At 70.4% G+C, this 15,141-nt stretch carries 14 protein-coding genes; 4 read left to right on the forward strand and 10 right to left on the reverse strand.

The genetic code is table 11. From position 1 onward, the window contains the following. Positions 1-119: 119 nt before the first annotated feature. The 10 genes from AB0N07_RS39675 to AB0N07_RS39720 form a co-directional block, all read right to left on the reverse strand. On the reverse strand, positions 120-1,640 hold the full coding sequence (locus AB0N07_RS39675; protein WP_365843815.1) for an NADH-quinone oxidoreductase subunit N: 1,521 nt from the start codon (positions 1,638-1,640) through the stop codon (positions 120-122). Next, positions 1,637-3,211: an NADH-quinone oxidoreductase subunit M gene (locus AB0N07_RS39680; RefSeq protein WP_365843817.1), complete on the reverse strand. Its 1,575-nt coding sequence runs from the start codon at positions 3,209-3,211 to the stop codon at positions 1,637-1,639. Before AB0N07_RS39680 ends, AB0N07_RS39675 begins: the two co-directional genes overlap by 4 nt. 6 nt (positions 3,212-3,217) lie before the next feature. Then, a complete protein-coding gene (locus AB0N07_RS39685; RefSeq protein WP_365843819.1) occupies positions 3,218-5,212 on the reverse strand; it encodes an NADH-quinone oxidoreductase subunit L in 1,995 nt (664 codons plus the stop codon). Further along, entirely contained in the window at positions 5,209-5,598 is a 390-nt protein-coding gene (nuoK, locus tag AB0N07_RS39690; protein WP_365843821.1) for an NADH-quinone oxidoreductase subunit NuoK, read from the reverse strand. Before nuoK ends, AB0N07_RS39685 begins: the two co-directional genes overlap by 4 nt. Further along, positions 5,598-6,251 carry an NADH-quinone oxidoreductase subunit J gene (locus AB0N07_RS39695; protein ID WP_365843832.1) on the reverse strand — a complete coding sequence of 218 codons (654 nt, stop codon included), beginning with the start codon at positions 6,249-6,251 and terminating at the stop codon, positions 5,598-5,600. Before AB0N07_RS39695 ends, nuoK begins: the two co-directional genes overlap by 1 nt. Positions 6,252-6,337: 86 nt before the next feature. After that, on the reverse strand, positions 6,338-6,949 hold the full coding sequence (locus AB0N07_RS39700) for an NADH-quinone oxidoreductase subunit I (protein ID WP_266958883.1): 612 nt from the start codon (positions 6,947-6,949) through the stop codon (positions 6,338-6,340). After that, positions 6,949-7,917, reverse strand: coding sequence for a complex I subunit 1 family protein (locus AB0N07_RS39705; RefSeq protein WP_123966915.1), 969 nt, complete (start codon positions 7,915-7,917; stop codon positions 6,949-6,951). Before AB0N07_RS39705 ends, AB0N07_RS39700 begins: the two co-directional genes overlap by 1 nt. Then, positions 7,914-9,500 carry an NADH-quinone oxidoreductase subunit C gene (locus AB0N07_RS39710; protein ID WP_365843824.1) on the reverse strand — a complete coding sequence of 529 codons (1,587 nt, stop codon included), beginning with the start codon at positions 9,498-9,500 and terminating at the stop codon, positions 7,914-7,916. Before AB0N07_RS39710 ends, AB0N07_RS39705 begins: the two co-directional genes overlap by 4 nt. Beyond that, complete coding sequence (locus AB0N07_RS39715) at positions 9,497-10,117, reverse strand: NADH-quinone oxidoreductase subunit B family protein (protein ID WP_344403637.1); 621 nt, start codon at positions 10,115-10,117, stop codon at positions 9,497-9,499. Before AB0N07_RS39715 ends, AB0N07_RS39710 begins: the two co-directional genes overlap by 4 nt. Beyond that, complete coding sequence (locus AB0N07_RS39720; protein ID WP_344403636.1) at positions 10,108-10,515, reverse strand: NADH-quinone oxidoreductase subunit A; 408 nt, start codon at positions 10,513-10,515, stop codon at positions 10,108-10,110. Before AB0N07_RS39720 ends, AB0N07_RS39715 begins: the two co-directional genes overlap by 10 nt. Before the next feature lie 227 nt (positions 10,516-10,742). On the opposite strand from AB0N07_RS39720, the gene AB0N07_RS39725 reads away from it, so the two are divergent. The 4 genes from AB0N07_RS39725 to AB0N07_RS39740 all read left to right on the forward strand — a co-directional run. Then, positions 10,743-11,936, forward strand: coding sequence for a sensor domain-containing protein (locus AB0N07_RS39725; RefSeq protein ID WP_365843826.1), 1,194 nt, complete (start codon positions 10,743-10,745; stop codon positions 11,934-11,936). 126 nt (positions 11,937-12,062) lie between these two features. Then, on the forward strand, positions 12,063-13,421 hold the full coding sequence (locus AB0N07_RS39730; RefSeq protein ID WP_365843828.1) for a sensor domain-containing protein: 1,359 nt from the start codon (positions 12,063-12,065) through the stop codon (positions 13,419-13,421). A gap of 305 nt (positions 13,422-13,726) precedes the next feature. After that, complete coding sequence (locus AB0N07_RS39735; RefSeq protein WP_365843834.1) at positions 13,727-14,386, forward strand: response regulator transcription factor; 660 nt, start codon at positions 13,727-13,729, stop codon at positions 14,384-14,386. 278 nt (positions 14,387-14,664) lie between these two features. After that, positions 14,665-15,141 (forward strand): 2-oxoacid:acceptor oxidoreductase family protein (locus tag AB0N07_RS39740; RefSeq protein WP_365843830.1); only part of this gene is annotated, 477 nt, incomplete at its 3' end.

Raw genomic sequence — 15,141 nt, forward strand, 5'->3', positions numbered from 1 at the left:
ACGTCCAGTGGACCCTCCCGTACTGGTCAACGCCAGGCGAGTGCCACTAGTTCCCTTGTGCGTACGGCGACCTGCGTGGGCCGTCCGGGTGACGGCGCCCCCGGGCGGCCGGCGTCGGCTCAGAAGAGGGCTGTGCCGGCGAAGCGAAGGACCAACTGGGGTGCTCCGGAGAGGGCGACGCCGAGGGCGCCGGTGAGGGTGATCGCCGCGGTGAGGGGCGCGGGGAGGCGGTGTTTGACGGGCTCGCCCTCGGGGGCGCGGAACAGCAGTGCCGTCCATTGGAGGTAGTAGAACAGGGCGATGACGACGTTGACGGCCATGACCACGGCCAGCCAGCCGAGTCCCGCGTCGACCGCCGCCGAGAACACGGTGACCTTGGCGAACAGGCCGATGATGCCCGGGGGCAGTCCGGCCAGGCAGAGCAGGAAGAAGGCCAGAAGGAGGGCGGCGACCGGATTGCTTGCGTAGAGGCCGCGGTAGTCCGTGATGCGGTTCGCGGACCTGGTACGGCCCACCAGTGCGGCCATCGCGAAGGCTCCGAGGTTCACGGCGGCGTACATGAGGGCGTAGGCGACCGTGGAGCCGATCGAGTGCTCGGGGTTGTCGGAGTAGGCGGCTGCGGCGATCGGTACGAGGAGGTAGCCGGCCTGGCCGACCGACGACCAGGCGAGCAGCCGTACCGCGCTGTACGCGCGCGTGGCTTGCTGGCGCAGGGCGCCGACGTTGCCGACCGTCATGGTGAGCGCGGCCAGCACCGCGAGCGCGGGCCCCCAGACGTCGGCGTACGAGGGGAACGCGACGACCGTGACGAGGATCAGGCCGGAGAAGCCGACCGCCTTGCCGACGACCGACAGATAGGCGGCGATGGGCAGCGGCGCGCCCACGTAGGTGTCGGGGACCCAGAAGTGGAAGGGCACGGCGGCCGTCTTGAAGGCGAAGCCGACGAGGGTGAGGACGACACCCGTCTGGGCGAGCGTGTGGAACTGTCCGTCGACGTGCTGGATCCGGTCGGCGACCTGGGTGAGATAGAGGGTGCCGGTGGTGGCGTACACAAAGCTGATGCCCATGAGACTGACGGCGGTCGCGGTGACCGACGACAGGAAGAACTTCAGGGCCGCTTCGGAGGACTTCTTGTCGCCGTGCCGGATGCCGACGAGAGCGAAGGCGGGCAGGGAGGCGACCTCCAGGGCGACGATCAGGGTCGCGAGGTCGCGGGAGGCGGGCAGCAGAGCGGCGCCGGCCGCGGAGGAGAGCAGCAGGAACCAGTACTCCCCTTCGGGGAGTTGCCTGTCGGCGTCCTTCAGGGCGGTCACCGACAGGAGAGCGGCGAGGAGGGCGCCGCCGAGGACGAGGAACTGGATGACGAGCGTGAAGCGGTCCGCGGTGTAACTGCACGCGTGTGTGCCGTTCACGCAGAAGGTGCTGCGGTCGCCGTCCAGGAGGGGCAGCAGCAGGAGCGCGGAGACGGCGAGGCCGGCGACCGAGACCCAGCCGAGGAGTGCCTTCCTGGCGTCGTCGACGAACAGATCGGCGACGAGGACGATGAGTCCGACGACCGCCGTGAGGGTGGGCGGCGCGATGGCGAGCCAGTCGACGGACTGCACGACGCTCGCGGCCAGCGGCTGCGCCAGGGAGCTCATCGGGTGCCTCCTGAGAGGAGCTGCTGCACGGCCGGGTCGGTCAGGCCGAGGAGGGCCTTGGGCCACAGGCCGGCGGCGACGGTGAGGGCGACGAGGGGGGTCCAGGCCGCGAACTCGTACATGTGGATGTCGGCGAGCTGCGGCGCTTCCGGGGGTACGGCGCCCATGCAGACGCGGCGGACGACGACCAGCATGTACGCGGCCGTGAGGAGGGTGCCGAAGGCCGCGATCGCCATGAAGGTGAGGAAGGCCGGCCGGCTGAGGTCGCCGGCGGGCCTGAACGCACCGAACAGGGCCAGCATCTCGCCCCAGAAACCGGCCAGGCCCGGCAGACCGAGCGAGGCGACCGCGCCGAAGGCGAGCACGCCGCCGAGGCGGGGGGCCTTGCCGTAGAGCGCGGCACCGGTCTCCTCGGCGAGGGTGTCGAGGTCGGTCGTGCCCGTGCGGTCCTTGAGCGCGCCGACCAGGAAGAACAGCAGGCCGGTGATGAGGCCGTGGGCGATGTTGGCGAACAGGGCGCCGTTCACACCCGTCGGGGTCATGGTCGAGATGCCGAGCAGGACGAAACCCATGTGGCCGACGGAGGAGTAGGCGATGAGGCGCTTGAGATCGCCTTTCGCGCCCCGCTTGGCGAGCGCGAGGCAGGCCAGCGAACCGTAGATGATCCCGACGACGGCGAAGGCGGCGAGGTAGGGCGCGAAGGTGTGGAGCCCGTCCGGCGCGATCGGGAGGAGGATCCGAACGAACCCGTACGTACCCATCTTCAGCAGGACACCGGCCAGCAGGACCGAGCCGACGGTCGGGGCGGCGGTGTGGGCGTCGGGCAGCCAGCTGTGCAGCGGCCACATCGGCGTCTTGACCGCGAGCCCGACACCGATCGCCAAAACGGCGATGACCTGCACGGATGTGGTCAGTGACCGGCCGTTGTCAGTGGCGAGTGCCACCATGTCGAATGTGCCGGCCTTGATCCCGATCAGGAGCAGGCCGAGCAGCATGACGACCGAACCGAGCAGTGTGTAGAGGATGAACCGCCAGGCAGCCTGGGTCCGGCCCTCGCCGCCCCAGCGGGCGATGAGGAAGTACATCGGGACGAGGACCATCTCGAACGCGAGGAAGAACAGCAGCAGATCGAGGACGGCGAAGCTCGCAAGGGTGCCGGACTCGAGGACCAGCACCAGTGCGACGAAGGCCTTCGGGGTCGGGCCCGACGGCATTTTGAAGTACGAGTAGAGCGCGCAGAGGAAGGTCAGCAGCGCGGTCAGGACCAGAAGGGGGAGGGAAATGCCGTCGATGCCGAGGTGGATCCGCACGTGGAGTGCGGGGATCCAGCTGATGTCGGTCGTGGCCTGCATCTTCGACGGGTGGTCGTGGTCGAAGCCGAGCGCAAGGACGATCGCGGCGATGAGGACCGCGCCGGTCACGGTCACGCCGTGGCGGAGCACGGCCTGCTCGGGCGACTTCCCCTTCAGTCCGGGCGGGGCGGGCAGGAGAGCGGCGACGGCCCCGAGGAGCGGGCCGACGACGACGAATGCCAGAAGGAACTGCATCACGGACTCGTTGATATCGATCACGCCTGCTCACGCTCCCGTGGCGACGAGGAGGACGGCGACCGCCAGGACGACGGTGCCGGCGAGCAGTGCGCTCACATAGGTCTGCACATTGCCGGTCTGGGCGCGTCGTACGGCGGCACCCAGCAGACGCGGTAGGGCGCCCGCGCCGCGTACGTAGGTCTCGACGACCTCGCGGTCCAGGAAGCGGACGAGACTCGCTCCGGCCTGGACGGGGCGGACGAAGAGGGCGGCGTACACCGCGTCGAGGTGGAAGCCGACGGCTGCGTGCCGGTGCAGCGGGCCGAGCAGCAGTCTTCCCGGGTCCGCCGGGTCGGGTGCGTAGGCCACTCCCCCGTAGGCGGGCGCGTGGCTGGCGATGGCCTCGGCCTCGACGAGTCCGGCGTCGCCCTCGGGGTGGGCCGCGACCGCGCCGAGCGGGGCGCGGGACGCGAGGGCGGTGGTGTGCCGCCAGGCCGCATAGGTGACGATGCCGCCGACAAGGGCCACGCCCGTGCCGAGCACGGAAGTGGTGAGCGTCGGGGTGAGGTCACGGCCGTCGAACCAGTTGGGCAGCGAGCGGTAGGCGAGCCCGCCGAGCGCGAGGGAGGGGACGGCGAGGACCCACAGCACCACGGTCATGGTCAGCGGCTGGCTGCCGTGGTCGGGGGCCTCGGCACCCCTGCCGTAGAAGGCCAGCAGCCACAGGCGCATCGCGTACGCCGCGGTGAGTACGGCGGTGAGCAGGCCGGCGACGAGTGTGATCCAGCCGGCGGCGAGGGGGGCGTTCCCGGTGTGGCCGGTGGCCACGTGCTCGGCGGCGCCGAGGACGGACTCCTTGGAGAAGAAGCCGCTGAAGGGCGGGATCGCGGCGAGCGCGAGAAGCGCCACGGTCATCGTCCAGTAGGCGTCGGGGATGCGTTCGCGCAGGCCCTGCATGCGGGACATGGTGGCCAGCGAGTTGGTGCCGGCGGCGTGGATGATCACGCCGGCCGCGAGGAACAGCAGCGCCTTGAAGGCGCCGTGGGACAGGAGGTGGAAGACGGCCGCTCCGCGGTCGCCGACGGCGAGGGCGCCGGTCATGTAGCCGAGCTGCCCGATCGTCGAGTAGGCGAGGACGCGCTTGATGTCGTCCTGGGCGAGCGCGGCGAGACCCGAGCCGACCATCGTGACAGCCGCCATGACGGCGAGGACGACCATCGCGGCCCGGGAGGCCTCGAAGACCGGGAGGAGGCGGGCGATGAAGTAGACGCCGGCGGCCACCATCGTCGCGGCGTGGATCAGCGCGGAGACGGGCGTCGGGCCCGCCATCGCGTCGGGGAGCCAGGTGTGCAGTGGGAACTGCGCCGACTTGCCCGCCACCCCTGCCAGGAGCAGCAGGGCGATCAGTGTCGGGTGGTGGAGTCCGCCGCTCGCGACCGTGCCGAGGACCTTGGTGATGCGGAAGGAGCCGGCATCGGTGGCGAGGGCGAACAGGCCGATGAGGAAGGGGACGTCGCCGAGCTTGGTGACCAGGAAGGCCTTGATGGAGGCGGCGCGGGCCTCAGGGGTCTCCCAGTAGTGGCCGACCAGGAAGTACGAGCAGATACCCATGATCTCCCAGCCGACCAGCAGCACGATCAGGTCGCCGGAGTAGACGACGAGCAACATCGCGGAGGTGAAGAGGGAGACCAGGGCGGCGTACGAGGGGTAGCGCGGGTCGTCGCGCAGGTAGCCCGTCGAGTAGATCTGCACGCAGGTGGCTACGACACCGACCAGAACGGCGACGAGGGCGGCGAAGCCGTCGATGTGCAGGGCGAGTTCGATGGGAACCGAGCCGGTGGGCGTCAGTTCGGTGGCAGCGTCGATCGCCTGGTCGCCGCCCTGGCGCACGGCGACCAGTACGGCCAGCACGAGGGAGGAAAGGGTCGGCAGGACGGCGAGCGGGCGGACGAAGCCGGGTGCCGTGCGGCCCAGGAGCAGGCCGCAGGCGGCGCCCAGGAACGGCAGGAGGGGGACGAGGACGGCGAGGGTGGTCGTGGTCACGCGGTGGCCTCAGCCTTCCCGGTCTCTTCGGCCGTGAGGGCGTTGCCGTCGGGGCCGTCGCTCTCGTGGCCCTCGGCGCTGTCGCGGAGCTTGTCGATGTCCGAGGTGCCGCGGTTGCGGTAGACGGCGAGGACGATCGCCAGGCCGATGCCGATCTCGGCGGCGGCGATGGCGATGGTGAACAGGGCCAGGGCCTGCCCGGAGTGCAGCTTTTCCTGGGCGGCCTTGCTGAGCCAGACGTCGAAGGCGACGAGGTTGAGGTTGACGGCGTTGAGCATCAGCTCGACGGACATCAGGACCAGGATCGCGTTACGGCGGGCGAGGACTCCGTACAGGCCGGTGCAGAAGAGGAGGGCGGAGAGTACGGCGGGATAGGCGAGGTGCATCAGCGGGCGCCTTCCTGCTCGGCCGGGCTGTTTCCCTCGATCGGGTGATTACGGGAATCAGGGACGGATGGGGAACCACCGGTTGCAGCCCGGGAGTTCACAGGGGGAGAGCTCATCTCCGCCTTCGCCTTGCGGGACAGGACGATCGCGCCGACCAGGGCGGCGAGGAGGAGGACGGAGAGTGCCTCGAAGGGGAGGACCCAGTTCTGGAAGAGGCTCGCTCCGGTGACGGCGGTGGAGCCGGCCGCCGGGCCGTCCAGGTCGACCCAGGTCGTACGGAAGGCGTCGACGACGACCCAGACCAGGGCGGTGGCCGCGGCGAGGGCCACGGTGAGCGCGGCCCACCGGTTGCCGGAGTCGGCGTCCGGGGAACGGCCGATCGGGGCCTTGGTGAGCATCAGACCGAACAGGAGGAGGACGACGACGGAACCCACATAGATGAGGACCTGCACCCAGGCGATGAACTCGGCGGTGAGCAGGAGGTACTCGACAGCAAGGCCACCAAGGGTGACCACCAGCCACAGGGCGGCGTGCACCAGTTGCCGCGTGGTGACGGTGACCAGGGCTGCGCCGAAGGTGGCGAGGCCGACGAGGAGGAAGGCGATCTCGACACCGGTCGGCGAGAGGAAGCCGTGGGCACCGGCGGCCGTGATGGCGTGGGCGTGGGCTGCCGTCGCGTGGGCTGCCGTCGCGTGAGCTGCCGTGGCCTGTGCCACCGTCGCGGTGGCTGCGATGAGGGTCACGACGCGCCTCCCTCGGGTTCGGTCGGCCGGGCAGGCTCGGCGGCTTCGGTGGGCTCGGCCTGCGCGGCGGCGAGCTTCTCCGCGGTCTTGCGGGCGGCGGCGATCTCCTTCGGCTCCTCCGCACCGGGGTCGAGGGCGGGCGGGGCCGGGACCGTCCACATCCACTCACGGAGCTTGTCGCGTTCGTGGGTGAGTTCGTGGATGTCGGTCTCGGCGTATTCGAACTCCGGGGACCAGAACAGGGCGTCGAAAGGACAGACCTCGATGCAGATACCGCAGTACATGCACAGGGAGAAGTCGATGGCGAAGCGATCGAGGACGTTGCGGCTGCGTTCGCGGCCGCCCGGGGTGGCCGCCGGCACCGTCTCCTTGTGGGAGTCGATGTAGATGCACCAGTCCGGGCACTCCCGGGCGCAGAGCATGCAGACCGTGCAGTTCTCCTCGAACAGGCCGATGACGCCGCGCGTGCGCGGTGGCAGGTCGGGCTGGACGTCCGGGTACTGCTCGGTGACGGTCTTCCGCGTCATCGTACGGAGGGTGACCGCCAGACCCTTGGCCAGGCCGGAGCCGGGGATGCGGGAGCGGGTGGGCGGGAGCGGCTCAGCCATCAGGAGATCACCACCTTGACGATGCCGGTGAGGGCGATCTGAGCGAGGGAGAGGGGAACGAGGAGGGTCCAGGAGAGTTTCTGGAGCTGGTCCTCGCGTAGCCGGGGATAGGTGACGCGGAGCCAGATCACGAGGAAGGCGAGGACGGCAGTCTTCAGCAGGGTCCAGACCCAGCCGAGGCCGTCGGCACCCCAGGGGCCGTGCCAGCCGCCCAGGAAGAGGACGGTGGTCAGGCCGCACAGAACGATGATTCCGGCGTACTCGGCGAGGAGGAACAGGGCAAAACGCAGTCCGGTGTACTCCGTGTACGCGCCGAAGATGATCTCCGAGTCGGCGACGGGCATGTCGAAGGGCGGGCGCTGGAGTTCGGCGAGACCGGCGACGAAGAAGACGATCGCGCCGACGATCTGCCAGGGCAGCCACCACCAGTGGAAGGCGTCCAGGATGCCGGGGAGGGAGACCGTGCCCGCCGCCATCGCGACGGAGGCGGCGGCGAGGAGCATCGGGAGTTCGTAGGCGAGGAGCTGCGCGGCGGTGCGGAGGCCGCCGAGGAGGGAGAACTTGTTGGCGGATGCCCAGCCGGCCATGAGGGAGCCGAGGACGCCTACGCCCATCACCGCCAGGACGAAGAAGATGCCCGCGTCCAGGACCTGACCAACGGCGCCCTCGCCGGGGCCGATGGGGATGGCAAGGAGAACCAGGAGGTACGGGAGGAGGGCCACGGCGGGGGCGAGCTGGAAGATGCGGCGGTCCGCTCCCGCCGGGACGACGTCTTCCTTCTGCGCGAACTTCACGCCGTCGGCGACGAGTTGGGCCCAGCCGTGGAAGCCGCCGGCGTACATCGGGCCGAGGCGGCCCTGCATGTGGGCCATGACCTTGTGCTCGGTCTGGCCGACGATCAGGGGGAAGGTGAGGAAGACGACGAACACGATCAGGAGTCGCAGGGTGACGTCCAGAGCGTCGGTCACTGCGGGCCTCCTGCGGGGTCTTCGGGGTTTGCAGCCGGATCTTCGGCGGACGGGTCTTCGTGGGTGGCGTGGGGGGACTTCTCGGCGGTCGGCATTGAGGGGCTGTCACCGGGGGTTGCCTCGGCGGAGCCTGAACCCGCGTCGGAGTCGGCGCCTGCGGACGGTTTCGGGGAGGGTTCGGCTTCGCCCCGCGGTTCCGCGAGGGGCTCGGCATCGGGGCTGGACTCAGCCGTCGGCTGCCGCTCGGGCACCGGGCTCGGCTCGCCCTCCGAGGGCGACTTCGAGTCCGCGCTCGGCTTCGCTTCCGTGCTGGGCTTCGTCCCAGGCCCCGCTTCGGTCTCCGGGGCCGGCCCACCCTCCTCGGTCGGCCCGCTCTCAGGCCTCGGCTCACCCTCAGGCCTCGGCTCACCCTCAGTTTCGTCGAAAGCCGGGCGGGCGTGGTGCCACGGGGCGTCCGAACTGCGGGGGGCGGGTGCGGGTCGGGTGGTTGGGCTCTGTGGCGAGGTGGTTCGGGGGGGCTGCGAGGCCGAGCCTTCGCTCGCGCTGCGTGTACGTCGCGGCGCTGCCGCACCGGAGGCACCCGGCTGCCGGCCAGCTGGGTCACCCTCGCCCGCAGTCGACTCCGCCTGACTCGCCGCCCCCTCCGCAGCCGACCGCGCACGCCGCGGAGCAGCCGGGGCATCGGCAGGCCCTGCGTCCGCTGCCCGACCGCTCGCACCCTCCGCCTGGCTCGCCGACCCCTCCGCCGCCGACCGCGCACGCCGCGGAGCGGCCGGGGCCGCCGATTCGCCCTCAGGCGCAGTCGACGCCACCTGACTCGCCGACCCCTCCGCCGCCGACCGCGCACGCCCCGAAGCAGCCGGGGCGTCGGCGGATGGCGGTGTGGCCGCCTGGCTCGCCGACCCCTCCGTTGCCGAGCGGGCGCGGCGCACCGGGCGGTCGCCTGCTGGGCGGGTCGGGCGGTCGGCCGGGGGGCGGCCTGCGGCTCGGGCGGGGCGGGCCGGGGCAGGGGGGAGTTGGCCCTTCAGCGGGCCCCACTCGTTCGGGTCGGGGACGCCCGGGGGAAGCATCTGGCGGCGCTTGGGGCCGCCGTGGTCGGACTCGCCGGGTTCCTTCGCGCCCGGCCAGGCCTTGGCCACACGCGCTGCCAGCACGAAGTCCTTGCGCAGGGGGTGGCCCTCGAAGGTTTCCGGGAGGAGGAGGTGGTCCAGGGCGGGGTGGCCCTCGAAGTCGACGCCGAACATTTCGTGGGTCTCGCGTTCGTGCCAGGCCGCGCCCGCGTAGACGTCGACGGCGGAGGCCAGCGTCGGCGCCTCGTGCGGGACCGTGGTGCGCAGCAGCAGACGGCGCACGGGAGACAGGGAGACCACGTGGGCCGAGACGCGGAAACCCGTGCCCGGTTCGTCGACCGCGCTCAGCCAGTCGAAGTAGGTGCACGACAGCTGGTCGCGGGCCACCTGCAGCGCTGCCGGCCAGCTCGCCGGCGGGACGTCGACCGTCAGGAGTTCGTACGACTCCTCGGCGGCGGCCTCCGTACCGAACAGCTCGTCGGCGGGGGCGGGGAGCCAGCCGACCGTGCTCATCGGTCCTCCTCCGAAGGAGCATCGGGAGACGGCGGCTTCACCAGGCCGCTTTGCAGGGCCGCCGCCGACGGGCGTGCCGGTGCGGTTCCGTACCGCTCTCCCAGCGACTCCCGGGCGATCTTCTCCTGGAGCTTCAGGATCCCCTGGAGGAGGGCCTCGGGGCGGGGCGGGCAGCCGGGGACGTAGACGTCGACCGGGATGATCTGGTCGACGCCCTTGGTGACGGAGTAGGAGTCCCAGTAGGGGCCGCCGCAGTTGCTGCAGGCGCCGAAGGAGATGACGTACTTGGGCTCCGGCATCTGTTCGTACAGGCGCTTCACGGCCGGGGCCATCTTGTCCGTGACCGTGCCGGAGACGACCATCAGGTCGGCCTGGCGAGGGCCCGGTGCGAAGGGGATGACGCCCAGGCGGATGAAGTCGTGGCGGGCCATCGATGCGGCGATGAACTCGATCGCGCAGCAGGCGAGGCCGAAGTTGAAGACCCACAGCGAGTACCGGCGGCCCCAGTTCAGGACCACCTTCATCGGTTCGGGGGCCAGGCGGGCGAGGGCGCCCAGCCGTTTCGGCTCCGGGAGGAGTACGGGCTGACCGTTGGTGTCCGGCGTCGTCACGTCCATGCCAGGACGCCCTTCTTGTATGCGTACAGCAGGCCCACGGCCAGGAAGCCGAGGAAGATGAACATCTCCACCAGTGTGGTCACGCCGTACCCGTGGGCGGCAAACACCGTCGCCCAGGGGAACAGGAAGATCGAGTCGACGGCGAAGATGACGTACAGGAAGGCGTAGACGTAGTAGCGGACCTGGGTGTGGGCCCAGCCCTCGCCGACGGGGTCGACTCCGCACTCGTACGTCAGGAGTTTCTCGGGGGTGGGGACCATGGGCCGCAGCAGTCGGCCGGCGCCGAAGGCGACCGCGACGAAGAGCACGCCGACGACGGCGAGCAGTCCGACGACCGAGTACGACTGGAAGTAGTCCGCCGCGACGACGGTCGGACCGGCGACGGTCGATTCCCGCACGTCCGTACCCCTCGCTCCCTGCGACCTTGATGAACGCTGCTGTTCGACGATCTGTACGCACGGGAGTCTAGGCCCTGATAAATAGACGGTAAGCAGCCCGTCACCGCTTGAGACGACCTTGAGATCCCAGGAGGCAGCCGAGGAGCTCCCGGGGTGGGGTTTTCCCCAGGGGACGGGGGCGGCCGACCTCATGGCGCGGGCGCCCGGCGCGCGGCACGCTAGCCCATATGACCGAACGACACGCGCGCCCGATGGGGGCCCCGGAAGGTGACGGCGACCGTCTGCCGCCTGCCCGTTTCGCCTACGACCGGCACACCTGGAAGGAGATCGCGCATCTGCTGGCGAACCTTCCGGTGTCGCTGATCGGGTTCGTCTACGTCGTGACGGTGCTGTTCACAGGCTTCTGGCTGACCGTGACGGTGATCGGGCTCCCGCTGCTGGCGGCCGGGCTGACCGGCGCGCGGCTGCTGGGCCGGATGGAGCGGGCGCGGGCCAGGAAGCTGCTCGGGGTGCGGGTGGACGAGCCGAGCCGGCTGCCCGGACGCGGCACCGGCTTCCTGCCGTGGTTGTGGATGCGGGTGAAGGACCCGGTGGGCTGGCGCACGGTGCTGTACGACTTCATGCGGCTGCCCTGGGGGATCCTGACCTTTGCCGTCACGCTGACCTCGCTGTTCGTGCTGTGGCCGGTGCTGCCGTTCATCGCGCGGGGTCTGGCCAACGCCGACCGGGCGATGGTGCGCGCTCTGCTGTCGCCCTCCGACGAACTGGAGCGGCGTATCGCGGAGCTGGAGTCGGACCGGGGGGTCGTGGTCGACACGGCCAACGCCGATCTGCGGCGCATCGAACGCGATCTGCACGACGGGGCTCAGGCCCGTCTGGTCAATCTGGCGATGGGTCTTGGCCTGGCCAAGGAGAAGCTCCTGGAGGATCCCGACTCGGCGGCGGAGATGGTCGCAGAGGCGCACGGCGAGGTGAAGCTGGCGCTGCAGGAGCTGCGGGATCTGGCCAGGGGCATCCATCCCGCCGTACTGACGGACCGGGGGCTCGATGCCGCGCTGTCCGCGGTCGCCTCGCGCTGCACGGTGCCCGTGAAGGTGACGGTGGATCTGGCCTCGCGGCCCGCCGCGGCCATCGAGGGCATCGCCTATTTCACCGTCTCCGAGCTGCTGCAGAACATCAGCAAGCACAGTGCGGCGAAGACCGCTTCCGTGGAGGTGTGGCGGGCGACGGACCGGTTGCTCATCCAGGTCGAGGACGACGGCCGCGGGGGCGCGCGCCTCGACGGGGGCTCGGGGATGCAGGGGCTCGCCGACCGGCTGGACGCCGTCGACGGACTGTTCGTCGTCGACTCGCCGCAGGGCGGGCCGACCGTGGTCACGGCGGAGCTGCCGTGGCGCGACCGCGCTCCCGGTGAGGGGTAGGGAAAACCCCCCTTCCAAGAGGCCGACGGCCTCCATGGTTCGCGGACCTGCGGCGCAGCAGGGTGGGGGTACGGCAGGACAGCCGGCCGGACAGGGCGAACGGGACGAGTAGAACGGACGACGCCGATGGCCACGGAGTACGGACAGGGCTACGGGCACGACAGCGGGCTCGGGTTCACCGAGGGGGCGCGGCGCCGGCTGCCGGCCGGGCTGCGAGCGCCGTTCGAGGGGCGCAGCTGGCGCGAGTTCGGGTATGTGCTGCTCAGCCTGCCGATCGGCATCATGCTCTTCGTCTACGCCGTCACGATGGTGTCGCTCGGGGCGGGCCTGCTGGTGACGTTCCTCGGGATTCCGGTGCTGGCGGCGGGGCTGGCCGGCTGCCGGGGATTCGGGGCGCTGGAGCGGGCGCGGGCACGAGGGCTGCTGGGGCTCGAGGTGGGCGACCCGGAGCCGCTGCGGATGAAGAAGTCCGGTGTGATGGCCTGGATGGGGGCCGTGCTGAAGAGCGGCACGTCGTGGCGGGCGCTGCTGTATGCGCTGGTGCAGTTCCCGTGGTCGGTGTTCTCGTTCGTGGTCGCCGTGAACTTCTGGGCGTACGGCTGGGGGCTGCTGACGTATCCGCTGTGGTTCTGGCTCTTTCCGATGTACGGCGGTCAGAGCGGGCTTCAGTTGTACGGCGACGGCAGCCACAGCATCTACCTCGACAACCCCTTCGAGATCACCGTCACCGCGCTGGTGGGGCTGCTGTTCACGCTGGCCACGCCGTGGATCGTGCGGGCACTGACGATGGTGGACCGGGTGCTGGTGCACGGGCTGCTCGGGCCGTCCCGGCTGGCGACGCGGGTGGTGGAGCTGGAGTCCGGCCGGGGCGTCGTGGTGGACACGGCGGCTGCGGATCTGCGGCGGATCGAGCGGGACCTGCATGACGGAGCGCAGGCCCGGCTGGTGGCCTTGGCCATGGATCTGGGGCTGGCGAAGGAGAAGCTGGCGGAGGATCCGCGGGCGGCGGCGCGGATGGTGGACGAGGCGCACGGTGAGGTGAAGACGGCATTGCAGGAGCTGCGGGATCTGGCGCGCGGGATTCATCCGGCGGTGCTGACGGACCGGGGGCTGGATGCGGCGCTGTCCGCCGTGGCCTCGCGGTGCACTGTGCCGGTGCAGGTGGAGGTGGATCTGGCCGAGCGGCCGGCGCCGGCGATCGAGGGGATCGCGTACTTCACGGTGTCGGAGCTGCTGCAGAACATCAGCAAGCATGCGCGGGCCACGTGGGCTGCGGTGGATGTGTGGCGGGTGAAGAGCCGGCTGATGGTGCAGGTCGTGGACAACGGAGTGGGTGGGGCGGATGCCTCCCGGGGGTCCGGGCTGGGGGGGCTTGCTGAGCGGCTGGATGCGGTGGACGGGATTCTGGTGGTGGATTCGCCGGTGGGGGGGCCTACTCGGGTCACTGCGGAGTTGCCGTGGCGCGGGGAGCGGGCGGTGGGATGAGCATCGCCCCTACCGCCAGGGGGCTCCGCCCCTGGACCCCCGATCGGCCTGAACGGCCTCGTCCTCAAATGCCGGACGGGCTGAAGACGCCTCGCGATACCCGCCCCCAGGGAACGGCTGAAAGACGCCGACCTCGCCGAAAATCCGGTCCCAATGATCGACAACCCGCCACCGCAGCGGCCAGAACGCGTCGTGCCGGGTGCGAATCCCGCTGATTCCCGTTGGTCAGAGGCGGTCGGGTCCGAATGCTGGAATGCTGGACTACTGGCAGACGGAGTCGGGCTGGGGGGATCGTGGAGGACAGGGTGCGGGTGGTCATCGCCGAGGATTCAGTGCTGCTCAGGGAGGGGCTGACCCGGCTGTTGACCGACCGTGGGCATGACGTGGTCGCCGGGGTGGGTGACGGGGACGCGCTGATCAAGACCATCACCGAGCTGGACGCGCAGGGTGAGCTGCCCGATGTCGTGGTCGCGGACGTGCGGATGCCGCCGACGCACACCGACGAAGGGGTGCGGGCCGCGGTGCAGCTGCGCAAGGCCCATCCGGGGCTCGGTGTGCTCGTGCTGTCGCAGTACGTGGAGGAGCGCTACGCCACCGAACTGCTGGCCGGTTCCAGTCATGGCGTCGGATATCTGCTCAAGGACCGGGTGGCCGAGGTCCGGGAGTTCGTGGATGCCGTGGTGCGGGTGGCCCAGGGAGGTACCGCGCTGGACCCGGAAGTGGTCGCGCAGCTACTGGGGCGCAGCCGCAAGCAGGACGTGCTGGCCGGGCTCACCCCGCGGGAGCGGGAGGTGCTGGGGCTGATGGCCGAGGGGCGCACCAACTCGGCCGTCGCGCGGCAGCTGGTGGTGAGCGACGGCGCCGTGGAGAAGCACGTCAGCAACATCTTCCTGAAGCTCGGGCTGTCCCAGAGTGACGGGGATCACCGGCGCGTTCTCGCGGTCCTCACCTATCTGAACTCCTGACGGGCTGACACTGAGTCAGTAAGCGCGCGTTCAGTCGTCGATCCACCGTCCGTCCAGCGTCCATCCACACCTAGAACCGAACGAATCGCACGAAGCGTCTTCAAAGGGAGCGCCGGGGGGCGAGAAATCATGACAAGTCAGGGCGTCGCACCGTCTCAAAGCTGTGTCCATGATGCAAATGGCCACGGGAAGGCGACCCTAACGGACGTAGGGTTGATTTTGGGAAGGCCCACGGGAAGGCCGGTCCCAGACAGCCGCCTCGAGGGAGGTCCAGTTCAGTGACCAGCCAGGTCAGCAGGACAGCGGAGCAGGCAGACGGAGCCGTCGTCGGAGAGCAGCGGGGGCCGGACGGAACGAAGGACGTACGCAAGCTGGACCGGGTGATCATCCGGTTCGCGGGGGACTCGGGTGACGGTATGCAGCTCACGGGCGACCGTTTCACCTCCGAAACCGCGTCCTTCGGGAACGACCTGTCGACGCTGCCGAACTTCCCGGCCGAGATCCGGGCGCCTGCCGGCACGCTGCCGGGAGTCTCGTCGTTCCAGCTGCACTTCGCCGACCACGACATCCTCACGCCGGGCGACGCGCCCAATGTGCTGGTCGCGATGAACCCCGCCGCACTCAAGGCCAACATCGGCGACCTTCCGCGCGGCGCGGAGATCATCGTCAACACGGACGAGTTCACCAAACGGGCGATGCAGAAGGTCGGGTATGCCGCCTCTCCGCTGGAGGACGGTTCGCTCGACGGGTACAGC

The sequence above is a fragment of the Streptomyces sp. NPDC051172 genome, from assembly GCF_040682555.1.
Lineage (GTDB): Bacteria > Actinomycetota > Actinomycetes > Streptomycetales > Streptomycetaceae > Streptomyces.